This is a genomic window from Achromobacter sp. AONIH1, assembly GCF_002902905.1.
Taxonomy (GTDB): Bacteria; Pseudomonadota; Gammaproteobacteria; order Burkholderiales; family Burkholderiaceae_B; genus Achromobacter.
In genome coordinates, this window is sequence record NZ_CP026124.1 from 3,290,838 (window position 1) to 3,313,867 (window position 23,030).

General features: G+C 68.2%; 25 protein-coding genes. 16 read left to right on the top strand and 9 right to left on the bottom strand.

Annotated elements, in window-relative coordinates; all coding sequences use genetic code 11:
• The 3 genes from C2U31_RS15070 to C2U31_RS15080 all read right to left on the bottom strand — a co-directional run bounded on the left by C2U31_RS15070 (window position 1) and on the right by C2U31_RS15080 (window position 3,304).
• Window positions 1-1,119 (bottom strand): Re/Si-specific NAD(P)(+) transhydrogenase subunit alpha, encoded by a 1,119-nt coding sequence (locus C2U31_RS15070; RefSeq protein WP_103273503.1) that lies wholly within the window; start codon window positions 1,117-1,119, stop codon window positions 1-3.
• 230 nt (window positions 1,120-1,349) lie between these two features.
• Entirely contained in the window at window positions 1,350-2,225 is an 876-nt protein-coding gene (locus tag C2U31_RS15075) for an N-formylglutamate amidohydrolase (RefSeq protein WP_103273504.1), read from the bottom strand.
• Between the two features lie 89 nt (window positions 2,226-2,314).
• Complete coding sequence (locus C2U31_RS15080) at window positions 2,315-3,304, bottom strand: tripartite tricarboxylate transporter substrate binding protein (protein WP_103273505.1); 990 nt, start codon at window positions 3,302-3,304, stop codon at window positions 2,315-2,317.
• 227 nt (window positions 3,305-3,531) lie between these two features.
• Here C2U31_RS15080 and C2U31_RS15085 point away from each other — a divergent pair, with 227 nt between their 5' ends.
• The 3 genes from C2U31_RS15085 to C2U31_RS15095 all read left to right on the top strand — a co-directional run bounded on the left by C2U31_RS15085 (window position 3,532) and on the right by C2U31_RS15095 (window position 6,512).
• Window positions 3,532-4,461 carry a LysR substrate-binding domain-containing protein gene (locus C2U31_RS15085; RefSeq protein ID WP_103273506.1) on the top strand — a complete coding sequence of 310 codons (930 nt, stop codon included), beginning with the start codon at window positions 3,532-3,534 and terminating at the stop codon, window positions 4,459-4,461.
• A 7-nt stretch (window positions 4,462-4,468) separates the two neighbouring features.
• A complete protein-coding gene (gene mnmA, locus C2U31_RS15090) occupies window positions 4,469-5,587 on the top strand; it encodes a tRNA 2-thiouridine(34) synthase MnmA (protein WP_103273507.1) in 1,119 nt (372 codons plus the stop codon).
• Between the two features lie 106 nt (window positions 5,588-5,693).
• A complete protein-coding gene (locus tag C2U31_RS15095) occupies window positions 5,694-6,512 on the top strand; it encodes a sulfite exporter TauE/SafE family protein (RefSeq protein WP_103273508.1) in 819 nt (272 codons plus the stop codon).
• Window positions 6,513-6,681: 169 nt separating this feature from the next.
• On the opposite strand, the gene C2U31_RS15100 is transcribed toward C2U31_RS15095, so the two are convergent.
• Window positions 6,682-7,290 (bottom strand): glutathione S-transferase, encoded by a 609-nt coding sequence (locus C2U31_RS15100; RefSeq protein WP_103273509.1) that lies wholly within the window; start codon window positions 7,288-7,290, stop codon window positions 6,682-6,684.
• Between the two features lie 157 nt (window positions 7,291-7,447).
• Between C2U31_RS15100 and purB the strand changes: the two genes are divergently transcribed.
• Window positions 7,448-8,824 carry an adenylosuccinate lyase gene (gene purB / locus C2U31_RS15105; RefSeq protein WP_103273510.1) on the top strand — a complete coding sequence of 459 codons (1,377 nt, stop codon included), beginning with the start codon at window positions 7,448-7,450 and terminating at the stop codon, window positions 8,822-8,824.
• 62 nt (window positions 8,825-8,886) lie between these two features.
• Entirely contained in the window at window positions 8,887-9,345 is a 459-nt protein-coding gene (locus C2U31_RS15110; RefSeq protein WP_103273511.1) for a cytochrome c, read from the top strand.
• Window positions 9,346-9,500: 155 nt separating this feature from the next.
• Here C2U31_RS15110 and C2U31_RS15115 read toward each other — a convergent pair whose 3' ends face one another.
• Both C2U31_RS15115 and C2U31_RS15120 read right to left on the bottom strand, forming a co-directional pair.
• A complete protein-coding gene (locus tag C2U31_RS15115; RefSeq protein ID WP_103273512.1) occupies window positions 9,501-10,193 on the bottom strand; it encodes a cytochrome b/b6 domain-containing protein in 693 nt (230 codons plus the stop codon).
• Between the two features lie 88 nt (window positions 10,194-10,281).
• A complete protein-coding gene (locus C2U31_RS15120) occupies window positions 10,282-10,557 on the bottom strand; it encodes a hypothetical protein (RefSeq protein WP_103273513.1) in 276 nt (91 codons plus the stop codon).
• Window positions 10,558-10,583: 26 nt separating this feature from the next.
• Here C2U31_RS15120 and C2U31_RS30565 point away from each other — a divergent pair, with 26 nt between their 5' ends.
• Window positions 10,584-11,216, top strand: coding sequence for a hypothetical protein (locus C2U31_RS30565; RefSeq protein WP_158658381.1), 633 nt, complete (start codon window positions 10,584-10,586; stop codon window positions 11,214-11,216).
• 316 nt (window positions 11,217-11,532) lie between these two features.
• Here the strand turns inward: C2U31_RS30565 and C2U31_RS15125 are convergent, their stop codons facing one another.
• Window positions 11,533-11,889 carry a hypothetical protein gene (locus C2U31_RS15125; RefSeq protein WP_103273514.1) on the bottom strand — a complete coding sequence of 119 codons (357 nt, stop codon included), beginning with the start codon at window positions 11,887-11,889 and terminating at the stop codon, window positions 11,533-11,535.
• A gap of 130 nt (window positions 11,890-12,019) precedes the next feature.
• On the opposite strand from C2U31_RS15125, the gene C2U31_RS15130 reads away from it, so the two are divergent.
• The 4 genes from C2U31_RS15130 (at window position 12,020) to C2U31_RS15145 (ending at window position 15,045) form a co-directional block, all read left to right on the top strand.
• The gene (locus tag C2U31_RS15130; protein WP_103273515.1) at window positions 12,020-12,529 is read left to right on the top strand and encodes a GNAT family N-acetyltransferase; all 510 of its coding nucleotides are present in this window, start codon (window positions 12,020-12,022) and stop codon (window positions 12,527-12,529) included.
• A 184-nt stretch (window positions 12,530-12,713) separates the two neighbouring features.
• Window positions 12,714-13,532, top strand: coding sequence for a DUF3053 family protein (locus tag C2U31_RS15135; protein WP_158658382.1), 819 nt, complete (start codon window positions 12,714-12,716; stop codon window positions 13,530-13,532).
• A gap of 98 nt (window positions 13,533-13,630) precedes the next feature.
• Window positions 13,631-14,722: an AI-2E family transporter gene (locus C2U31_RS15140; RefSeq protein ID WP_103276382.1), complete on the top strand. Its 1,092-nt coding sequence runs from the start codon at window positions 13,631-13,633 to the stop codon at window positions 14,720-14,722.
• A gap of 101 nt (window positions 14,723-14,823) precedes the next feature.
• Entirely contained in the window at window positions 14,824-15,045 is a 222-nt protein-coding gene (locus tag C2U31_RS15145; protein ID WP_103276383.1) for a hypothetical protein, read from the top strand.
• 94 nt (window positions 15,046-15,139) lie between these two features.
• Here the strand turns inward: C2U31_RS15145 and C2U31_RS15150 are convergent, their stop codons facing one another.
• Both C2U31_RS15150 and C2U31_RS15155 read right to left on the bottom strand, forming a co-directional pair.
• Window positions 15,140-16,954: a DUF4153 domain-containing protein gene (locus tag C2U31_RS15150; protein WP_103273516.1), complete on the bottom strand. Its 1,815-nt coding sequence runs from the start codon at window positions 16,952-16,954 to the stop codon at window positions 15,140-15,142.
• Window positions 16,955-16,958: 4 nt separating this feature from the next.
• Window positions 16,959-17,732, bottom strand: coding sequence for a S24 family peptidase (locus tag C2U31_RS15155; RefSeq protein WP_103273517.1), 774 nt, complete (start codon window positions 17,730-17,732; stop codon window positions 16,959-16,961).
• A gap of 195 nt (window positions 17,733-17,927) precedes the next feature.
• Between C2U31_RS15155 and C2U31_RS15160 the strand changes: the two genes are divergently transcribed.
• The 6 genes from C2U31_RS15160 to C2U31_RS15185 all read left to right on the top strand — a co-directional run bounded on the left by C2U31_RS15160 (window position 17,928) and on the right by C2U31_RS15185 (window position 23,030).
• Window positions 17,928-18,770 carry a replication protein gene (locus C2U31_RS15160; RefSeq protein WP_158658383.1) on the top strand — a complete coding sequence of 281 codons (843 nt, stop codon included), beginning with the start codon at window positions 17,928-17,930 and terminating at the stop codon, window positions 18,768-18,770.
• Complete coding sequence (locus C2U31_RS15165) at window positions 18,757-19,515, top strand: ATP-binding protein (protein WP_103273519.1); 759 nt, start codon at window positions 18,757-18,759, stop codon at window positions 19,513-19,515. Before C2U31_RS15160 ends, C2U31_RS15165 begins: the two co-directional genes overlap by 14 nt.
• Window positions 19,516-19,560: 45 nt before the next feature.
• Window positions 19,561-19,977: a hypothetical protein gene (locus C2U31_RS15170; protein ID WP_103273520.1), complete on the top strand. Its 417-nt coding sequence runs from the start codon at window positions 19,561-19,563 to the stop codon at window positions 19,975-19,977.
• Entirely contained in the window at window positions 19,974-20,231 is a 258-nt protein-coding gene (locus C2U31_RS15175) for a hypothetical protein (RefSeq protein WP_103273521.1), read from the top strand. The genes C2U31_RS15170 and C2U31_RS15175 overlap by 4 nt, the downstream gene beginning before the upstream one ends.
• Window positions 20,232-20,950: 719 nt before the next feature.
• Window positions 20,951-21,544, top strand: a complete 594-nt coding sequence (locus C2U31_RS15180) for a hypothetical protein (RefSeq protein WP_103273522.1) — start codon at window positions 20,951-20,953, stop codon at window positions 21,542-21,544.
• 13 nt (window positions 21,545-21,557) lie between these two features.
• A complete protein-coding gene (locus C2U31_RS15185; RefSeq protein ID WP_103273523.1) occupies window positions 21,558-23,030 on the top strand; it encodes a DUF3383 domain-containing protein in 1,473 nt (490 codons plus the stop codon).

Here is a 23,030-nt window from a genome sequence, read left to right on the forward strand (position 1 = left end):
CTAGGTCCTCCGCGTCACGTTGCCGCCTTCGCACACCAGGCAGGCAGCCACGATTTCATCGTCGCGCTGGATCTGCAGCGCGCCGTCCGCATTGATGATGAGCTTCAGGAAATCCTGCAGGTTGCGCGCATACAGCGCGGAGGCGTCGGTCGCCACCATGCCCGGCAGGTTGTTCAGCCCGACCAGCGTCACGCCGTGCTTTTCCACGACCTGGCCGCGCTCGGTCAGCGGGCAGTTGCCGCCGCGCTCGACCGCCAGGTCCACCAGCACCGAGCCCGGCTTCATGCCGGCCACGGTCTCGGCGGACACCAGCGTGGGCGCCGGGCGGCCCGGGATCAGCGCGGTGGTGATGATGATGTCGGCCTGCTTGCAGCGCTCGGACACCAGCGCCGCCTGCCGCGCCATCCACGACGGCGGCATGGGTCGGGCATAGCCGCCCACGCCCTGGGCGATCTCGCGCTCCTCGTCGGTTTCGAACGGCACGTCGATGAATTTCGCGCCCAGCGATTCGACCTGCTCGCGCGCGGCGGGACGCACGTCGGAGGCCTCGACCACCGCGCCCAGGCGCTTGGCGGTGGCGATGGCCTGCAGGCCCGCCACGCCCGCGCCCAGCACCACGGCGCGCGCGGCCTTGAGCGTGCCGGCGGCGGTCATCATCATGGGAAAGAGGCGGCCGTAGTAATGCGCCGCCAGCAGCACGGCCTTGTAGCCGGCCAGGTTGGCCTGGGACGACAGCACGTCCAGGCTCTGCGCGCGCGTGATGCGCGGCGCGGCTTCCAGCGCGAAGCCGGTCAGGCCGGCGGCCGCCAGCCGCATCAGGCCTTCGGCGTCGAACGGGTCCAGCATGCCGGCCACCACGGCGCCCGGCTTCATGTGGGGCAGTTCCTCGGCGGAAGGCGCGCGCACCTTCAGCACCAGTCCGGCCCCCAGCGCATCCTGGGCCGAGCCCAGGGTCGCGCCGGCGGCCTCGTAGGCCTCGTCCAGATATCGGGCGGCGACGCCCGCCCCGCGTTCCACTACGACAGTATGCTTGCCGGCCGTGTACTTCTTGACGGTTTCCGGTGTTGCTGCGACACGGGTTTCCCCGTCTCGGGTTTCTTTTGGTATCCCGATGTGCATCGACGCCTCTCCTCAGAAGGTTCGCGGATAGTTATACACGGAATAGAGAGGGGAGGCCCGCAAGGTTCATTGGGACGAGTCCGAGTCGGCCTTGATAAGGCGCGCAAACGCCGTTTCCTTGGACAGGCGCGGGAATGCGGTCTGGTTGCGAATTCGAAAGACAGAAGCCCCGCGGCGCGGGCCGGGGGGCTTGCGGGGCAGGCTCGCGGCGCGAACGCGCGCGTCAAGGGTTACGCCGTCTGCGCGCGCGTCCAGAGGATCAGCGCCGCCGTCAGCTCGCGCAGGTCGGCTTTCAGCCGGCCGTAGCCCGCCGTCGGACGCAGCGAGACTTCATCCATGTAGAGCTTGCGGTTGATCTCGATCTGCAGGCTGTGGCGGCCCTCGGCCGGGCAGCCGAAGGCGCGCACCAGTTCCACGCCCTTGTACGGGTCATTGACCGTCACGTGGTAGCCGCGCGCGCGCAGCCAGGCCGCGATGAATTCGCGGAAGGCCGGGTCGCTGGTGCTGCCGTCGCGGTCGCCCAGCACGAAATCGGGGTGGACCAGGCCGGGCTGGTCGGTGGCGTAGGCGCCGGCCACGCTGGGCATGGAGTGGCAGTTGATGTGCCAGACCTTGCCGAACTTGCGATGGGCGCCGTCCAGCAGCTGGCGCAGCGCCGCGTGATAGGGCTTCCAGCAGGCCGCGATGCGGTGCTCGACTTCCTCGACCGGGAGCTTGCGGTCGTACAGCGGCGTGCCGTCGTCCAGCATGCGCCAGATCAGGCCCTTGCCCAGGCGGACCTTGGGCGAGGCGTTGACGGCGCCGGGCCAGGGGCGGTCCAGCAGCAGTTCGTCGATCTCGTCGGGCGCGCGGTTGGCGTCGATATAGGCGCGCGGAAAGGTCGCCGCCAGCAGCGGCGCGCCCATGTCCACGGCGTCGCTCCACAGATCGTCAACCCAGGTGTCCTCGGCGGTGCGCAATGCCCCGTAGTCGGCCGCGGCGGCGAAGTCGGGAGGGTAGGCCGTGCCGCTGTGCGGGGAGTCCAGCACGAGCGGGGCCGAGGGATCCGATTCGGGATAGCGGGGCGGAAGGTCTAGCCGGTAGGACAGGGGTTGGGTAAATCGCATAAGGGGTTTCAGGTTCGTTGATCGGAGACCCCCGCGCCCGGCGCGAGACGGGGCGGTGGGGGCCGAAGACCGCAGGCCGTGTGACGGGCTCAGTCGATCTTCACGTTGGCTTCTTTGGCGATGCGCTTGTTCTTGGCGATCTCGGCCGAGATCTGCGCGGCGAATTCGGCCGGGGAGTTGGCGGCGGGCGCGGCGCCCAGCGCTTCGAGCTTGGCCTTGACGTCCGGATCGGCGCTGACCTTGCGCACGGCGGCATTGAGCTTGTCCAGCACCGGCTGGGGCAGCTTGGCCGGCGCGACCAGGCCGAACCAGGAGGCATCGTTCACCGCCGGCAGGCCGGCCTCGGCGAAGGTGGGCACGTCGGGCAGGCTGGCCACGCGCTTGGGCCAGGCCACGGCCAGCGGCACCAGGCGGCCGGATTGCGCGTGCGGCAGCGTCGAGGGCAGGTTGTCGTACAGCACGTCCACCTGGCCGGCCAGCGCGTCGTTCAGCGCCGGACCGACGCCACGGTAGGGCACGTGCATCAGGTTGGCGCCCGAGGCCATCTTGAACAGCTCGCCCATCATGTGCGAGACCGAGCCGTTGCCGGCCGACGCATAGGTCAGCTTGCCGGGTTCGCTCTTGGCCAGCTTGATGAAGTCGGCGATGTTCCTGGCCGGGACTTTCGGGTTGACGGTCATGATGTTGGGCACGGCGGCCAGGTTCGAGACGGGCGTGAAGTCCTTCTCGCCATCGAACGGCAGGTTCGGGTAGATGGCCGGGTTGATGCCGTGCGTGCTGACGGTGGCGATTCCCAAGGTATAGCCGTCCGGCGCGCTGCTGGCAACAAAGGCGCTGCCGATCGAGCCGCCGGCGCCCCCACGGTTTTCCACCACCACGGTCTGGCCCAGTTCCTTGCCGAGCTTGTCGGCGTACAGGCGGCCGACGATGTCGGTGGTGCCGCCGGGCGGGAAGGGCACGATCAGGCGCACGGGCTTGCTGGGATAGGCATCCTGGGCATGGGCGATGCCCGAGGCCAGCGGAGCGGCCAGGGTCGCGGCGGCGACACACAGGCCCAGGACTACGTTACGGCGTTGCATGGTTTCCCCTTGTACAAAATTGGAAGGCGGATGCGAAAACGCATCCGCCAGACAAACGATTCTTTCTTTCGGGGGCGGTTTGCGCAAACGAAAGTTTCTCCGTAATCTATGACTTTTTTTCATGCCTCTTTCCGGAGCGCGTCCCCTTTTTGCTGCGGGCCGTGGATCCCGAGGCGACATGCCCCCTGGCGGGCAAGGAGCCCGCGCCCGTCGCGGGAGCTTCACGCATGCGGCGTTTCTGCCCGTCCCTGACCGATCTGCAGGCTTTTGAAGTGGCCGCCCGGCATTCCAGCTTCACCCGCGCCGCCCAGGAGCTTTGCGTCACGCAAGGCGCCGTCAGCAAGCAGGTCAAGCATCTGGAGGCCTTCGTCGGCGTCGAACTATTCCTGCGCATCAGGCAAGGCCTGGTCTTGACCGAGGCCGGACGCGCCTACCTGGCCAAGATCCAGGCCGGCCTGGGGCAGATCGAGGCGGCCACGGTGGAACTGATCGCGCACCAGGGGCGCGGCGGCACGCTGAACCTGACCTGTATGCCCACATTCGGCGCGCGCTGGCTGATCCCGCGCCTGACGGCCTTCATGCGCCAGCGCCCGGACATCCACGTCGAATTCCTGCCGCACCGCCAGGGCTACGATTTCTCCGCCCCCGAGCTGGACGCCGCCGTGCGCTTCGGCGAGGGCCTGTGGCCCGGCAGCGGCGCCGACTACATCGTGGGCCGGGACATCGTGCCCGTGTACAGCCCCAGGCTGATACCCGGCGGCTGCGCCGCCCCCGAAGACCTGCTGGCCTATCCGCTCCTGCACCACACGTCCGCGCTGGATGGCTGGCGCGACTGGTTCGAGCAGGCAGGCTGCGACACCCGCCGCAGCCTGGAGGGAGCCCGCTTCGACCAGTACGCGCTGCTGTCGCAGGCCGCCGCCGCCGGTTTCGGCGTGGCGTTGATCCCGCGCTGCCTGGTCGAGGATGAACTGCGCGACGGCCGGCTGTCGGTCGCCGTGGAGCTGCCGATCCGGGCGCGCATGGGCTATTACCTGTGCTATCCCGAACAGAAAGCCAGCCTGCCGACGCTGCAGGCGTTCCGCGCCTGGCTGATGGAAGTCTCCCGCGCCGCCGAGCCCAGGCCCGACGAGGAAGCCGCGGCCGACGCACTAAAATGATCGCATCATGAGCCAAACATCCACCAAGAAAGGCCGCGTTGTCGTCGGCATGTCCGGCGGGGTCGATTCTTCGGTCACCGCCTGGCTGCTCAAGCAGCAAGGCTACGAGGTCGTCGGCCTGTTCATGAAGAACTGGGAAGACGACGACGATTCCGAATACTGCTCCACCCGCCAGGATCTGCTGGACGCGGCCAGCGTCGCCGATCTGGTCGGCGTGGAATTCGAATACGTCAATTTCGCCGCCGAATACAAGGACCGCGTCTTCGCCGAGTTCCTGCGCGAGTATTCCGCCGGCCGCACGCCCAATCCCGACGTGCTGTGCAATGCCGAGATCAAGTTCAAGGCCTTCCTGGACCACGCCATGGCGCTGGGCGCCGAGCACATCGCCACCGGCCACTACGCGCGCGTGCGCGAGGTGCCGGCGGCCGGCGGCGGCAGCGAGTTCCAGCTGCTCAAGGCGCTGGACGGGTCCAAGGACCAGAGCTACTTCCTGCACCGCCTGAACCAGGCGCAGTTGTCGCGCACGCTGTTTCCCCTGGGCGAGATCCACAAGACCGAGGTGCGCCGCATCGCGCACGAGATCGGCCTGCACAACGCGGCCAAGAAGGATTCCACCGGCATCTGCTTCATCGGCGAGCGGCCGTTCCGCGAGTTCCTGAATCGCTATCTGCCGACCGAGCCGGGTCCGATCCTGACGCCGGAAGGCCAGAAGGTGGGCCGCCACGAAGGCCTGTCGTTCTACACGCTGGGCCAGCGCAAGGGCCTGGGCGTGGGCGGCGTCAAGGGCAAGCAGCGCGAGGACGGCACCGCCGAGGCCTGGTACGTGGCGCGCAAGGACCTGGAGCGCAACCGGCTCTATGTGGTGCAGGGTCACGACCATCCCTGGCTGTTGTCGAACCGCCTGCAGGCGCAGGACGCCAGCTGGGTGGCGGGCCGCCCGCCCGAGGCGCGTGGCTATGGCGCCAAGACCCGCTACCGCCAGGCCGACGCGGCCTGCCGGCTGGAGGACGCCGCCGACGGCCGCTTCTCGCTGGTGTTTCCGCAAGCGCAATGGGCCGTCACGCCGGGCCAGTCCGCCGTGCTGTATGACGGCGATATCTGCCTGGGCGGGGGTATCATTGCCTAGCTGACGGTCGGCCCGCAGAGGCCGGCCCGGCGCGCGGCTTGACCGCGCAACACACCAAGGCCCCCGCGCGGGGCCTTGTTCATGACATCAAAAAGGGGAGAGAGACGTGGATGTGACGATGGTGATCTGCCTGCTGGCGCTGGGCGCGGCGGCGGGCTTCGCGGCGGGTTTGCTCGGCATAGGCGGAGGCATGGTGCTGGTGCCGTTCCTGACCATGCTGTTCAGCTGGAAGGGCATGCCGGCCGACCTGGTGGTGCACGCGGCCATCGCCACGTCCATGACCTCGATCCTGTTCACCTCGATCTCCAGCGTGCGCGCGCACCAGCAGCGCGGCACCATCAAATGGGGCATCGTCGCCGCGATGGCGCCGGGCATCATCATTGGCGGCCTGCTGTCGGGCGGCGCGGTGTTCGCCGCGCTCAGCTCGCACTGGCTGTCGCTGTTCTTCGCGCTGTTCGTGGGCTATTCCGGCTGGAGCATGCTGCGCAACAAGAAACCCAAGCCCAGCCGCCAGATGCCCGGCGTCGCGGGCACCAGCGCGGCCGGCGTGGGCATCGGTTTCCTGTCGGGCCTGGTGGGCGCCGGCGGCGGCTTCCTGTCCGTGCCCTTCATGGTCTGGTGCAACGTGGCCCTGCACAACGCCGTGTCCACCTCGGCGGCGCTGGGCTTTCCCATCGCGCTGGCCAATAGCGCGGGCTATGTGGTGTCGGGCCTGAATGAGTCCGTCTCGCGTCCGGGCATGCTGGGCTATATCTACTGGCCGGCGCTGATCGCGCTGGTCTGCGCCAGCGTGCTGACCGCGCCGCTGGGCGCGCGCATGGCGCATCGCCTGCCGGTGGCCACGCTGAAGAAGGTGTTCGCCTGCCTGCTGTTCGCGCTGTCGGCGTACATGCTGTTCAAGGCCGGGCAGGCGTTTAGCGTCTGAAAGACGAAGGTAAGCAGTATGTGCCCGTGGGGTCGCGCGGAGCCGGCTTTGCCGGTCCGCAGCGACGCCCCCTTGAGGGGGAGCGCGCAGCGCTTCGGGGGTGGGTTCCGCCCTCCGGTCCGCAGCGACGCCCCCTTGAGGGGGAAGCGCGTAGCGCTGCGGGGGTGGGTTAAGCCTGGGGTACTGTATCCACGAAGGATTGGCGCTGCGCCAGCTTGTCGTACAGGCGTGCCAGGTTGGGATGGCCAGTGCGCCAGTCCAGTTCAGCGAAGCGCAGGTCCAGATACCCCAGCGCGCAGCCCACGGCGATGTCGGCCAGGCTGTAGTTGATGCCCATGCAATGGGCGTTCTCGCCCAGGCTCTTGTCCATGGCGTCCAGGCTGGCGTGGATCTTGCCGTACTGGCGGTCAATCCATTCCTGGCTGCGTTGCGCCTCGGGGCGCTGCTTTTCCTTGACGATGGTGACGCAGGCGTCCAGCAGGCCGTCGGCGATGGCTTCCCAGCACTTCACGGCCGCGCGGTCGCGTCCCGGTTGCGGGATCAGGCGGGCGACGGGCGAAAGCGTGTCCACGTACTCGACGATGACGCGCGAATCGAACAGGGCGCCGCCGTCTTCCATGACCAGGCAAGGCACCTTGCCCAGGGGGTTGTACGTTTGGATCTGCGTGTCGGCGGACCAGACGTTTTCGATTTCAAGCCGGTAGTCCAGCTTTTTCTCGGCCATGACGATACGCACTTTGCGCACGTAAGGACTGGTAAGCGAGCCGATCAGTTTCATGGAGTCACAAGCGGAGTCGGAAAGCGGCCGAAGTATAGCAGGCCGCATGACGGCGGCCCGCCGCGGCCGGATGCCAGCCAGTTTGCCACAATGTGGACGCGTCCCGGATGATAAAATCGCCGGGTTTTCCCCTCTGTCGCTTTTTCCCTCACAGACCATGCAGATCGCCGACCAGCTTAGCCAACTCAACGCCCTTTCGCCATTGGATGGCCGCTACGCATCCCGGGGCGACGCGCTGCGCGGCCTGCTGTCCGAAGCCGGCTTCATGGCCCACCGCGTCGAGGTCGAGGCTGCCTGGCTGGTGGCCCTGTCCGACGCCGGCCTGCCCGAGCTGCCCGCCTTCTCCGAGGGCGCGCGCCAGCGCCTGCGTCAGCTGGTGGAAGGCTTCTCCGAGGCCGACGCCGCCCGCATCAAGGACATCGAGCGCGTCACCAACCATGACGTCAAGGCCGTCGAGTACTGGATGAAGGAAAAGGTCGCCGACGACGCCGAGCTGGCCCGCGCCGCCGAATTCATCCACTTCGCCTGCACCTCGGAAGACATCAACAATACCTCGCACGCGCTCATGCTGACCCGCGCGCGCGACCAGGTGGTGCTGCCGCGCCTGCGCGAGATCGCCGCCAAGCTCAACGAGATGGCCGTGGCCCAGGCCGACCAGCCCATGCTGTCGCGCACGCACGGCCAGCCGGCCAGCCCGACCACGCTGGGCAAGGAATTCGCCAACGTGGCCGCGCGCCTGAATCGCGCCATCGCCGCCGTCGAGGCCGTCGAGCCGCTCGCCAAGCTCAACGGCGCCACCGGCAACTACAACGCCCACCTGTCGGCCTATCCCGAGATCGACTGGCCCGCGTTCAGCCAGAAAGTGCTGGCCGGCCTGGGCCTGACCCAGAACCGCCACACCATCCAGATCGAGCCGCACGACTGGATGTCGGCGCTGTTCGACGCCGTGGTCCGCGCCAACATCATCGTGCTGGACCTGGACCGCGACATCTGGGGCTATGTGGCGCTGGGCTACTTCAAGCAGCGCCTGAAGGAAGGCGAGGTCGGCTCGTCGACCATGCCGCACAAGGTCAACCCGATCGACTTCGAGAACTCCGAAGGCAACCTGGGCCTGGCCAACGCCGTGCTGCGCCATCTGGCCGACAAGCTGCCGATCTCCCGCTGGCAGCGCGACCTGACCGACTCCACCGTGCTGCGCAACCTTGGCGTGGGCCTGGGTTACTGCCTGGTCGCCTGGGACGCCTGCATGCGCGGCCTGGGCAAGCTGGAAGTGAACGCCGCCGCCATCGACGCCGACATCGACGCCTGCTGGGAAGTCCTGGCCGAGCCGGTGCAGACCGTGATGCGCCGCTATGGCCTGCCCCAGCCCTACGAGCAGCTCAAGGCGCTGACGCGCGGCAAGGGCATCACCGAGCAGGCCCTGCGTGAATTCATCCAGGGCCTGGAACTACCCGAAGAACCCAAGGTCCGACTGCTGGCCATGACGCCGCGTTCCTATATCGGTCTGGCGGCGCAGCTGGCGCGCTCGGTCTGATCCGAGTCCGTCCGCCGCGCGCGGGGCGCGCGGCATTCTTGTTTCATTCACGGGAGATTGTTATGAAGAAGTTGTCCATGCTCGCCGCGCTGGCCTGTATGACCGTGGGCCCGCTGCTGGCCACGTCCGCCCAGGCGCAGTTCGCCAAGCCCGAGGACGCGGTCAAGTACCGCCAGTCGGCGCTTTCGCTGATGGCCTCGCACTTCGGTCGCATGACGCCGGTGATCAAGGGCCAGGCGCCCTACGATGCCGCGCAGATCAAGGCCAACGTCGAAGTCCTGAAGACCCTGTCGGCTCTGCCGTGGACGGCCTTCGGCGCGGGCACGGAAGGCGGCGACGCCCGTCCCGAGATCTGGAGCGATGCCGCCGGGTTCAAGCAGAAGCAGCAGGCCTTCCAGGACAACATCGTCAAGCTCTCGGCCGCCGCCGATGCCGGCGACCTGGACAAGCTGCGCGCCGCCTTCGGCGACGTGGGCGCGAGCTGCAAGGCTTGCCACGACTCGTACCGCAAGAAGAAGTAAGCCGTCGCGGGCCTCACGCCCGTGTCGATGCAACGCCCCCAGGCCGCGCGCCTCGGGGGTGTTTTTCATTGCGCGCCGCCCGCAATGAAAAAGCCGCCCGGATCATCCGGGCGGCTTGCTCTGCGTTTTGTATGTCGTCGTGGCGTCTGAGCGGCTCAGGAGAACGACATGTCTGCGGCGATCTCAAGCGAGCGGATCCACAGCACCAATCCGGTCACCATGGCCGCCAGCAGCAGCGCGCGCAGCCAGACGGCGGCGCCATTGTCGGCCGGTGGCGTGCCGGGCGGCACGTCCCTGGCATCGGCCTTGCCGGTGATGATGGCGCGCACCAGGCGCTTGCGGCGCACCAGCGCGTACCAGGCCACGGCCAGCATGTGCAGCGCGACCAGTCCGATGATGACCCACTCGTTGAGCTTGTGCCAGGACGTCATTGCGCCGGCAGTGGCTTCGGCGACGTGGCCGTACAGCGGCCCTTGCACCATGATGTCGTCGGAGGTGAACAGGCCGCTGACCGCCTGGAAGCCCAGCACCAGCAGCAGCGCCAGCACCGACAGCGCCCCCAGCGGATTGTGCCCGGCGGGCGCGGCGGCCCCTTTCAGGTAGCGGGCCACGGCCGCGGGGCCGCGCAGGAACTGGCTGAAACGCGCATAGCGCGGGCCGATGAAGCCCCAGATGAGGCGGAACAGGAGCAGGCCCAGCGTCGCGCAGCCGAAGCGTATGTGCCAGTCCATGTAGAGTCCGCCGAGCTTGACGGTGACGAACGCGCCCACGATACAGACGACCAGCGCCCAGTGGAACAGTCGGGTGGGGAGGTCCCAGATCAGGACGGCTTGGCGGTTGTTCTGCATGGTCGGATCCGCGAGAAAAAAAGCTGCTGCGACTGTATCACGCGGAAATCAGGCCGCCGCCCGGGCGGGCGGAGGTGTTTGCGCGGACTCAGGCCGCGCGGCGGACGGACTCGATGCGATGCACGTGCTCGTGGCGGAAGCGGATGCGCTGGGCGGGCGTCTTCTGCGCCGCGCCGGCCGGCAGGACTTCCGTCGTGTAGGTCGTCATGCCGTCGATGGGCGCGTTGAAGATGACCGCGGCGCGGATCGCCGGACCATTGGCCGGTTGCAGGTACACGATGTCGCCGATGTGGATCGGCATGTCGTCCAGCTGCGTGTGGGCCGGGCGTCGGATCAGGTCCGAGGTGGTGAAGCGAGTATTCATAGGGTGTTCTCTTTGAAGTTCTTGTTATGGAAAAAGCGGTGTCCGGCCTGGCCATGGCGCCGCGCGGATTCAATATTTCCGCGCCGTGGCGTCATTGGCCCGATCGCGACGTTTCGCGTCGGATCCCAGGACAGACACTAAGGCATTGCCATGACGCCTGTATTGCGCCGGATCATGGCGCGCAGGAGCAAGGCGGTTCGCGCGCGCCGGCGCAGTCTCCGGCGTTGCGCACCCTGAGGCGGGACGCGGCATCCGGCAATGGGCCGGCGGGCGCGTACGCGGCATGGGCGTTGCTGGGCGGCTTGGGCCGTCCCGGTTGGTCCGGGATGTACTCCCAGAATCCCCGAGGGTGGAAAACCGGACTGGCGGTTTTCCAGCGGGGCGCGGAATGCGCCGCGTTGCTGCTGTCGGGCCGGCACGACAAGGTGTCCGATCGTCGAGCGCCGTGGCGCCATGTGGCTTGCGCAAGGCTGGGCAAGGGCCGGGCCGGCAAGCGCAGGGATGTGCCGCTCAAGGCGGCGGGCGGGCCGAAAGGAACCGGTCTTGGTCCGTTCTTTTCTGGTCCGGAAGATTCCGACCCGTCGTGCTTGTTCTTCTTTCCGGCATGCCGTGGGCTTTACGCGGCATGTGGATCCGGGCCTACGCTCGTCTGCCCGTAATGGATGCAGCCGTCGCCATTGGGTTGGCTTTCGAGTGCGTTCCGGATCCGGGTTGGCTTTCCGCTGTCGTATGCGCTAAGCCACGCGCCTTTGCCATGTGCTTTTGCCATCAGCCGGCGCGCCGCAGGTTTTGCGCGGCGAGCTTTGTGCTTTGCTTGTGCCTTGGCCGCATGCCTGGGATTCAGTGCCCTGGATCCGGTCCTGCCGGTTGCCTTTTTTATTTAGAAGAACGTAGGCAACAAACGATCATATCCCAACTTTCGATGAAAATCAAGAGCTTGGGGCGAATCGCAGCGAAAGGACCGGACTCTCCCGGTCAATGCGTCGTCGGGCTCGCCTGACGCTGCGCCTCGATGATCAGGCCTTCCAGTCGCGGCGACATGCGCAGCGCCACGTGCGCGGCGGTCGAGCCGTCGGGCAGTTGCTGGGTTTCCAGGGCCAGCCCGATCGCTTCGCCGTCGAACGCCTCGGGCGCGGCCTGGATCTCGACGTAGCGCGCCAGCAACGCGTCCACCGCCTTCTGCGCGTCCGCCAGCGCTTCCTCTGACAGCCGGCCGTCGCCCAGGTACTGGTTGACCACGCGGGCCAGGTCGTTCATGAAGAACAGCAGGGCGGCCGCGCCGCGACAATCGGGCTGGGCGAAGCCCCAGTCGGAGGAAGTGTTCGAGCTCATGGGTGAATGCGGGTCGATGCGGCCGCCGGGGCCGGAAGCCGCTGATTGTAGGGGATGCGCGGCTGCCGCCGGTTGGCCCGCGCCGTCCGCGCCGGCAGGCGGCCGTGCTTTGCGGCATACTCTGTGCCCCATGACCGTCCGACCCGCTCTTCTTGCCGATATTCCCAGCCTTGCCGCCGTCGAGCGCTCGGCTGCCGCGCGTTTCGCCGGCACGCCCATGCGCTGGGCCGTCGAGGGCGATACCTTGCCCGCGGATGTCCTGCGCCAGGCGCAGGCCGCCGGGCTGCTATGGGTAGCCGAGGCCGACGGCCAGCCGGGCGGGTTCGCGCTGGCCGAACCCATGGATGGGTCGTTGTTCCTGCTGGAGATGTCCGTGGCCTTGCCGCAGCAGGGGCGCGGGCTGGGCTCGGCGCTGCTGGCGGCGGTGATCGCGCACGCCCGCGATTGCGGCTACGCCTCCCTGTTGCTGACCACCGACCGCGAATTGTCCTGGAACGGGCCGTACTATCGACGCCGGGGTTTCTCCGAGCTGGGGCCCGGGCGCCATGGTCCGGGCCTGCGGGCCCGGCTGGACGAAGAGGCCGCGGCGGGCTTCGATCCCGCGCGGCGGGTGGCGATGGCGCATGACCTGCGGCCATGAGCGGCGCGGGCCTGTGTCATATCGCTTCGATGGCAACAAATTCCGCCCGCGGCCAGCGGTGGGTCGGGGCTTCGGGATAATTGGTGTCACGTAGAGTCGCAGGCGGCGCGGCAAGGCATGAAGCCATGCGCGGCCGCTGGCGACGCGGATTGCCTGGTTCGGCATGCGGAATAGGAGGGTAGGCATGGCTTGGCTGCGTGTATGCCTGATAGGCCTGATCGCGGCGTTGGCGCTGCTGCTGGGCGCCTGCGGCAATCGCGAGCCCGAGGCGCGCGCCGCCTTCATCGCGCTGCTGCAGAGCCGCAGCGAGGCCGCCGCCGGCGGACCGGTCGCCCTGCCGTCCCTGAGCAAGGAAGAGCGGCAGGCGCTGGGCGATTACGCGCAAGCCTACGGCATCATGTCGGACTACCAGGCCGAGCTGCGCAAGGCCGCGCAGCCGCTGCGCGAGGTGTTGGCCACCGAGACGCTGCGCTCGGTCGGCGATATCGTCGCGCGCCATGACGCGCTGACGCTGGCCCGCAAGACGCTGCAGGCCAATGTTGCGGCCGTGCGCGAGGCGCGCGCGCGGGCGGACAAGGCCCGTTCCTCGCTGGAACTGCCGCCCGATCTGGCGCCCGCCTATGACGGCGTGTACGACGAATCCCTGACCGCCCCCGCCAACGAGCTGCTGGCCGCGGCCGACACGCTGGATGCCGTGGCGCGCGACGCGCTCGCCATCGCCGATTTCGTGGCGGCGAACGCTGCGGGCATCGAACTGGCCGGGGGCCAGGCGCGCGTGGCCACGCCTTCGCTGCAACAGGCGCTGAACCTGCGCCTGCAAGGCCTGAACGCGCAATCGGACGATCTGGAGCGGGCTCGGGAACAGATCCGTCGGGCGGTGGGTCCGAGCCTGACGGATCCGGCGGCGACGCCCTCGGCCGGGGCGGCGTCGACGCCTGCGACGGGTGTGGTGTCGGCGCCTGCGGCCGGGTCCGCGGCGGCGCCCGCGGCGGTTCGGCGCTAGCGCTTCCGGGCCCAACCAGACCGGACCGTCGGCGGGCGCTGCGACACCGGCTTTGTACAATGCGTTTCTCGCGGCGCCAGCCGCAACAGGGATCGACCATGAGCCAATCCTCCAGCCTGCACTACCGCGTCTTCCTGCTTCTGCTGGCCGGCGTCACCCTCGCGTTCGCCTGGCTGCTGTGGCCGTTCTACGGCGCGGTGTTCTGGGGCGCCATCCTCGCCATCATCTTCGCGCCGCTGCAGCGGCGGCTGAGCGCGCGCCTGGGCGGCCGGCGCAACATGGCGGCGCTGATCACCTTGCTGCTGGTCCTGCTGCTGGTGATCATGCCGGTCGCCTTCATCAGCGGTTCGCTGGTGCGCGAAGGCGCCAATCTCTACCAGAGCATCAAGTCCGGGCAGCTGAATTTCGGCGCCTATTTCCAGCAGGCCATGGAGGCGCTGCCGCCATCGGTGCATGACCTCCTGGCGCGCTTCGACCTGGCGGACATCCCCAGCCTGCAGGAAAAACTCAGCGCCGGCGCGATGCAGGTCAGCCAGTTCCTGGCGACGCAGGCGCTGAGCATCGGGCAGGACACGTTCCAGTTCGTGATCAGCTTCGGCATCATGCTGTACCTGCTGTTCTTCCTGCTGCGCGACGGGCCCCGCCTGTCGGCGCGCATCAGCCGCGCCATTCCGCTGAGCGAGACCCACAAGCATCACCTGCTGCTCAAGTTCACCACCGTGGTGCGCGCGACCGTCAAGGGCAACATCGCCGTGGCCGCGTCGCAGGGTGCGTTGGGCGGGATCATGTTCTCGATCCTGGGCATCCAGGGCGCCATGCTGTGGGGCGTGATCATGGCCTTCCTGTCGCTGCTGCCGGCGGTGGGCGCGGGCCTGATCTGGGCGCCGGTGGCGATCTATTTCCTCTTGACCGGCGCGACGGTCAAGGGCGTGGTGCTGATCCTGTTCGGCGTGCTGGTCATCGGCATGGTGGACAACATCCTGCGCCCGGTCCTGGTCGGCAAGGACACCAAGATGCCGGACTACGCCGTGCTGATCTCCACGCTGGGCGGCATGGCCTTGTTCGGCCTGAACGGTTTCGTCATCGGTCCCTTGATCGCCGCCTTGTTCATGGCGTGCTGGGACCTGTTCGCGCCCGCGCCGGAAGAGCCGGCGGCGCGGCCGGCAGAGGCGCCGACCCAGCAGGAATAGCGTCTTCGAGCCGGGCCCGGCAGGCCTTGTTCCGTCTTCGCCACGGAACCGGGCCGGCCATGGCCGCGATGGCCGGCAGCATCGATAGGGAGCGCATCGTCATGGAATGGAAACCGCAACGGTCCGGCTGGATCGAAGAGCGCAATTTCGACATCGAGTTCGCCGAAACCCCCGAGGGCTATCACGTCCGCGTGCGGGTGCTGGGCTTTCCGCCGCTGGAGGATACCAAGAACGTGTACCCGAACGCCGCGCTGGCCGAGAAGGGCGCGTTGGCGCTGCTGAGCAGCCAGTTCCCCGGCACGCCGGACCTGGAAGACGCGTAGGCGTATCGCGGACCGGGGCAGGGCCGCCGCCTGCGATGCAGGCAACCCGGCCAGCCATTGAGGCCGGGCGCCGCGGCGGCGCCCCTTGCCCCTTCTAGCGCAGCTGCAGGCGGAAGTCGCCGATGATCAGGTCGCGCTCCTTGGGGGCCTCGGTGCGGATCTGGCCGCCGTCCAGCGCCCATTGCGTTTCGGTGCCGCTGGCCCGCTTTGCGTCCGGTGGCGTTTCCAGCCTGCCCAGATGCTGCCAGCCACCGTCCGTCTTGCGGCGGTACGCTTGCGGCGAACCTTGGGTGGCGTACTTGTTGTCGGCCGTGTAGACCCGCGTGAACAGGACCAGATCTTCCTGGCCGCTGCCGGACAGGTCCACGAACAGCAGCAGGCACGGCGCGTCTCGCTCGTATTGCTTGACGGTCGCGGGCGGCGTTGTGCTCGCCGTCGCGCAAGTCTGCGCCACGTAGGGATTCTGCTGCACGAGGAATTTCCACCAGCCGTCCGGCGCCTGCCGTCCGGCGGGCACGGTGTCAAAGGTGGGCGACGCGGCGATCAGGTCGGTCTTGGGTTCGTCCCAGGAGTAATACTTGCCTGTCAGCGCGCTCGCCGCCGCCTGCGCGATGCGCGGATCGCGCTTGCTGGCGGCGCCGTCGGCCAGCTGGCGCAGGGCATCGCGCCCCCAGCGGCCGTGGTCGTTGCGCATGCTGCTGTAGCGGTATTCGCGCGGTTCCAGGCGGCCGTCCAGCAGGCCCTGCAGCTGGCTTTGCGCGGCGATGCGGCGCGGGTCGGCCACGGGCGTCTGCACCAGCGCCAGCAGGACCAGCGTGGCGAAGGCGGCCACGAGGTTGGTCGTCGCCAGCGTGCCGTAGAAGCCCGCGGGCCGCAGCGCGGCCCAGGCGTAGCCCAGCGCGTACAGCGCCAGCAGGCCGCCGCAATAGAGCGCCCAGACGCGGGGAATGGTCCAGCCGTACTGCCCGACCCGCAGGCCCAGGCCGTACAGCGCCACGGCCGCCAGCGGCAGCAGGCAGAGCATGGCCAGGCGCAGCGTTCTGGACAGGCCCTGGCCGAACGGCGCGGCCCCGGGGCTGTCCTGCCAGGCTGCGTTGATCAGCTTGATCCACAGCGCGCAGAAGGCGATGAGCGCGCCGGCCGACAGCTTGACGGCCTCGAAGCCGAGCGCCATGCGCGCCGCCAGCGCGATGGTGAACGCCAGCCCCACCAGCGCCACCAGCGGCAGCAGCCAGGCGTTCAGCGTGAGCCATGAACGCCGCAGCGTGTCGGCGATCTGCGGACGGCGGCGCACGCCGACCAGGCTGACGGCCAGCACGATGGGCCAGGCGGCGATGTGGAAGCGCGCGTGGCCGAGCACGTCCAGCACGGTATTGATGCCGATCATGCGGAACATCATGCCGGCGATCCACAGCAGCACGAACACGCTGATCGACAGGCAGACGGCCAGCGCCAGGTGCACCGTGTTGCGCCACGCGGCGCGGAACACCGCGGGATAATTCCATTGAGGCTGGCGCGGATCGAGTTCCTGGACCAGCGGCAGCAGCACGAAGCCGGCCGCGCCGATCAGGAAGGTGATCAGCATGGGACGCTGGCTGTCCGAGACCACGGCCAGCATGTTTTTGGCGTCCCAGCCCAGTCCGTAGGCGGCCAGCAGGGGCAGTACCAGCACATAGGCGGCAAGCGCGATCAGCCAGCGCGCGCCGCTGCGCATGCCCGACAGCAGCGCGCCGGCCAGCGGCGCGAGCCAGGCGAGCTGCAGCAGGAACACCATGGTGAAGGGCTGATCCCAGGGCCGGTAGCGGTGTATGGCGACAAAATGCAGGCCCAGGCCCAGCAGCGCGGCCAGCAGGCCATAGAACAGCACGGTCCGGTCGGCCGCGTCCAGTCGCTTCGTCGTTTGTGTCATCGGGTCAGAAATCCTCGCTGCGCCAGACCTTCAGCACGCGGCCGAAGACCTCGAAATCCATGCCTTCGGTGATGTCCCAGGCGTCGTACTTGGTGTTCTCGGACTTGGCCCGGACCACCAGGCCGGTGGCGGTGGGGATGCGCTGCAGCCGCTTGATGAAGCCTTCGCTGCCCACGCGGAAGAAATAGATCGCATCGTACTCGACCGCCTGCACGCCCCGGTCCACGATCAGGGGATCGCCGGGATTGAACATGGGGCGCATCGAGTCGCCGAAACCCGTGACGATGCACAGGTTCTTCGGGGACGAGAAGCCCCGGACGTTCTTTTGCAGCCATTCCGGGCTGACGTTCCAGCTCTGGATCACGCCGGGCTGATCGCGCAGCTCCAGACCATTGCCCATCGCGCCTCCGGTATCGAATTGGGAAATCAGGACGTTGTCGCGGACCAGCCCGCCCAGCCGCGCATGGCTGAAGGACAGCAGCCGCCCGGCCGGGACTTCCGCGGACTCGCCCGCCAGTTCGTCGTCCCCCAGCGCGCGCCAGAGGTCGGGGTGGGGCTGGTCCATCCAGCTGTCGTGCAGGCCCAGCCCCAGCGAGATCTTGCCGGCCAGGGCGTCGCCGACGCGGCGCGGGTTCTTGTCGCGCTTGCCCTGGAAGCCCTGGAGGATCTGGTCCAGGTACTTGCGGCTGACGCCGGCCCGTTCGGCCAGGCGGTCGACGCCCCCGGCCTCCAGGACCGCGTACTTGAGGTTGTTCAGTCGTATCGAGCGGATATCCATGGTGGTAGCGATGGTAGCAACACGCTACCCAAAAGTACAGTAGCGAATCGCTATTGAAATTTCGGTAGCGAGTCGCTACCATTGATTCTACAAATGAGCTATTCGCGGCGACCGCAGTCAGCGGCGCCGAGCGCCGCGCGGGGCGGCGCTACCCAGGCGCGGGTCCACGCGTCCGATTCGCTACCAAGGAGGTATGTGATTCCCCTGAACCCCCATCCGGCGGCCGCGTCCCAGCCGCAACGGGCCGGCCATATCCGCATCCCGAACTCGCTGTACGACGCCATCACCGCGTTCCCTTTCAAGCTGACGACCCTGCGCGTGCTGCTGGCGGTACTGCGCAAGACCGAAGGCTACGGCAAACAGGAGGACGACTTGTCCGCATCCCAGCTGGCCTCGCTGTGCGGCGCGATGTCGCGCCAGCACGTCACCACGGCGCTGAACGAACTGGCGGCCCTGAACGTCATCCGCAAGCGGCCCGGCCGCTACGGCTGCGTGGTCGGCCTGAACCGGGATCCGGCGCAGTGGCGCCAGCCGGCCAGGCGCGCGGGCGTGTCCGGGACCGGCACGGGTCCGCAAGACGGACCCTTGTCCGAATCGACCGCGCCAGACCGTCCCGTTGCCGGACAGAGCGATCGTCCCGGATTCGGACAAACAACAGACAACCTTCCAACAGACAACCCAGACAACATTCCGGCGGCGAGCCCTGCTTGCGCCGGACCGGCCGCTCCGCCTCCCGTCATCGCGCTCGCGCTGAAAGACGGCTCCGAGTACGCCGTGACCGAGTCCCAGGCCGCCGAGTGGAGAGCCGCCTACCGTGAACTGAATGTGGACGCCGAGCTTCTGCGCATGCGCGCCTGGCTCGACGCGAAACCGCAGAACCGCAAGACACGCCGCGGCATCGGCGCGTTCGTGGTGGGCTGGCTGAACAGGTCCCTCGAACGCCGCCAGGTCCAGGCTTCAACCACGAGGGTGAACGCGCATGCACGCTTCGAACAGCAGGACTACCGCGCCGGGGTGGCGGCCGATGGCTCGTTTTAGTTTTCCCACCGAACCCAGGACCTGCGAACGCCACGGCGATTTCCTGGACCTGAAGATGCCGGCGGGCTGGGCGGGCTGCCCGCGCTGCAACGGCGAGCGCATCGCCCGCGAAGATGCGGGCAAGGCAGCCGCGGCCACATCGGCGCACCGGCGCCAGGTGGCCGACAGCCTGCTAGGCCGCGCGGCCATTCCCGCGCGCTTCGCCGACAAGCGGCTCGACAACTTCGCGCCGCACGCCGAGGGCCCGCGGCGCGCGCTGGAACTGGCCCGCCGCTACGCCGACGGCTTCGGCGCCGAGGCCGCGAAGTCCGGCGCCAGCCTGGTGTTCTGCGGCGGCGTCGGCGCGGGCAAGACCCATCTGGCCGTGGGCATCGCCCATCGCCTCATGGAGCAGGGCCGCATCGCGGTCTTCACCTCGGTAATCAACGCCATCCGCCGGGTCAAGGACACCTACCGCCGCGACAGCGGCCAGTCCGAGGCCCAGGTGGTGGCCGGCTTCATCCGGCCCGACCTGCTGATCCTGGATGAAGTGGGCGTCCAGTTCGGCAGCGAGACCGAGAAGATGATCCTGTTCGAAATCATCAACGGCCGCTACGAGCAGCTCAAGCCCACCATCGTGATCAGCAACCTGGCCAAGGACGCGCTCACCGACTACCTGGGCGAACGCGTGGTCGACCGGCTGCGCGAAGGCGGCGGGCGCATGCTGATCTTCGACTGGCCCAGCTACCGCAGGCAGGCCGCCTAGGCGCGGCTCGCGGGGCGCAGGCAGGAAACCGGCAAGGACAACAAGATGAAGAAGGAACGCAACATGGAAAAGGAACGCAATATGGGTTATCCCCGTTGGGTCGAAGACGAGCTGTGGAACTGGTCGCGCTGGTGCTGGCTGGGCGACTGGCCGCAGCCCGATCCCAACGTCAAGTGCATTTCGGCCGAACGGGCCTACCGCGCGCCGGCCGGCCCGGACGACGAGCCGGCGCCGATCCCGGTGCACATGGACCACGCGCGCAAGGTGCAAAAGCTGTACGACTCGCTGGCGCACGTCGAGCAGCGCGTGCTGCAGGCCGAGTATCCGCGCCGCCACGAATACGCCGGCCTGACCGCGGGCGAGCGCATCACGCGCGCCTGCGACAGGCTGGACATCAGCCCGGTCTACTACAAGATCGCGCTCGGCCACATGAAGGATCAGGTGCGGAGGGCCTTCCAATGAAGTACGCGAAGGAAGTGCTGGATCTGATGTCGGCCTTTCCCGGCCGCGAGTGGCGCATGGCCGAACTGGTGCGCGACGCCTCTGGCGGCCGCGAGCTGGCGCGCCGCGAGCGCGACGCCATGCGCCAGGCCATCCTGCGCGTGCTCGAGGCGCTGCAGGATTGCGGCCAGGTGCAGCGCATCGAGTACGCGCGCAATTCGCTGACCTACGCCTGGGGCGAGGTGCGACACGAGCAAGCTTGCGCCTGCGACTGATCATGCGACAATTCCTCCGGGCCATTGCGTCTTGCGCGAGCGGCCCGCAAGCCTGAAACCAAAGCCCGCCGATGCGGGCTTTTTGTTTGATGTGTCAGGCCTGCGCTTGCTTGGACAGGCGTCATTTCCGCCGCGCTTTGATCACCGCGAACCACGCCATGCGCGGTGGCGCGAACCGCTGGCGACGCCGCGCCGAGTGCGACACCCGCCACGTTGCCGATGCGACGAATGATGCGACAATACGTCCGGGCCATTGCGTCTTGCGCAAGCGGCCCGACGAACCGCACACCCACCCGCGCAAGCGGGTTTTTTTACGCCCCGGATATTCCCGCTCAGGGAATGCCGGGGCGTTTTGCTTGGCGCCGTCCAGCGGCCTGCCGCCTCGCCATTTCCTGCTCGCTCCGGGTCCCGTCTCCCCCCGGCACGCGAGCCAGCGGCTTGAGGCGGCAGCCCGGTGGGCGACAGCCGGAATCCGCCGCACACAGGCCGCACGCACATGCAACGCGGCACCGCGCTCTTCGCGCAGCAAAGCCGGCCTTCCGCCTCCAGGCAACTGGATTCCCGCCACCGGCCTTCGGGCCGGCCCAATCTTTCCGGGCGCGTCCCGCCCGTCACGCTACAGGAGTGAATCATGCCGCAGCCGCATGCACAGGCCGCGTCGCGGGCGTATCGCCGCCTTGGCCCGGCCGCCACCAGCGGTCCCCTGACGGGAGCCGCGCATGGCGAATAACTCCGCCACCGGCGGCTACCTGTTGCCTCTGCAGGCGTCTCCGCCCCTCGAAGACGCCGAACTGGAGGCCGTGTTCCAGGGCTATATCGCCGGCGTGTCCGGCCTGCCCAGCAACCTGGTTCGTACGCGCTGGCCGGCGGCCGGCGCGGAACCGCCCGCGCCCGACCAGACCTGGTGCCTCATGGACATCCGGTCACAGGCCGCGGACGCCGCTCCTGCCGTGACACACGATCCGGCCGGGGAGGGGACTGATTCCCTTGTTCGGCACGAGAGCATCGAAGTGCTGTGCTCGATGATCGGCCCGCGCGCGCTGCGCCACGCGGCGCAGCTGCGCGACGGCTCGGCCGTGCCGCAGAACCGCGAAGCCCTGCAGGCGCAGGACATGGCGGTGACCGGCGCGGGGCCCATCCAGGCCAGGCACGAACAAGTGAATCAGCAGTGGATTCGGCAGTACGACATCAGCCTGCGCTTCGCGCGCAGAGTGAAGCGCGTCTATCCGGTCCTGAATCTTCTGTCGGCGCCAGTCACGACGCATGCCGCGTCCGTGTCGTCGACGGATTTCGTCAACTACCTTGCAGATTAAGGGATCTACCACCATGGCTAATGGATTGCCGGTATCGCGCCTGATCAACGTCACGATCAACATGTCGCCGCTGGCGGCGCAGGGCGCCAACCTCAACACCGCCCTGCTGCTGGGCTCGTCCGCCGTCATCGACACGGGCGAGCGCATGCGCTCCTATGGCGGCATCGACGCCGTCGCGGCGGACTTCGGCATCACGGCGCCGGAATACCGCGCCGCGCTGCTGTACTTCCAGCAGACGCCGCAGCCGTCGCAGCTCTACATCGGCCGCTGGGCCAAAGCCGCGACCTCGGCCACCCTGCGCGGCGCCGTGCTGTCGGCCGCCGAGAAGCAGATGTCGGTCTGGACCGCCGTCAAGGCCGGCGGCTTCAAGCTGAGCGTCGACGGCGTCGAGAAGACGGCCACGGGCCTGGACTTCTCCACGGCGACCAACCTGAACGGCGTCGCCTCCATCATCGGCGCCGCGCTGGCCGGCACCACGGTGCAATGGAACGGCTCGCAGTTCGTCGTCACGTCCACCACGTCCGGCGCCAGCTCGACGCTGGGCTACGCCTCGGCGCCCGCCACCGGCACCGACGTGTCGGACATGCTGGGCCTGAGCGCCGCCAAGGCGTCCGCGCCCGTGGCCGGCATCGTTGCCGAAACGCCCGCGGCCGCCGTCTCGCTGTTCCTGGATCGTTTCGCCAACAAGTTCCTGGGCCTGACCTTCGCCGACAGCCTGACCGACGCCCAGCACCTCGCCGTGGCCGAACTGATCGAAGCCGACCAGCGCCACCTGTACGGCGTGTCGACCCAGGCGCCGCAGGTGCTGGACCCGACCAACGCCGACGACATCGCCAGCCGCCTGAAGGCGCTGAAGTACAAGTACTCGATCGTGCAGTTCTCCAGCGCCAGCCCCTACGCCGTGGCCTCGCTGCTGGGCCGCATGCTGACGGTGAACTTCAACGCCAACAACACCACCATCACGCTGATGTACAAGCAGGAGCCCGGCATCGTCGCCGAGACCCTGAGCAGCAGCCAGGCCGACACGCTGGCGGCCAAGCGCTGCAACGTGTTCGTCAACTACGACAACGACACGGCCATCATCCAGTACGGCGTGACGCCCAGCGGCATCTTCATCGACTCGGTCTACAACGCGATCTGGTTCCGCAACCGCGTGCAGACCGACGTCTACAACCTGCTCTACACCAGCCCCACCAAGGTGCCCCAGACCGACGCCGGCAACCAGCTGATCGCCTCGGTGATCGAGGCCGCCTGCGAAGCCGCGGTCAATAACGGCTACCTGGCGCCGGGCGTGTGGAACTCGGCGGGCTTCGGCGCGCTGAAGCAGGGTGATCCGCTGTCCAAGGGCTACTACGTGTACGCCCCGGCCATTGCCACGCAGTCGCAAGCCGACCGCGAGGCGCGTAAGGCCGTTCCGTTCCAGGTCGCCGCCAAGGAAGCCGGCGCCATCCACACCGTCGACGTCCTCGTCACGGTCAATCGCTAA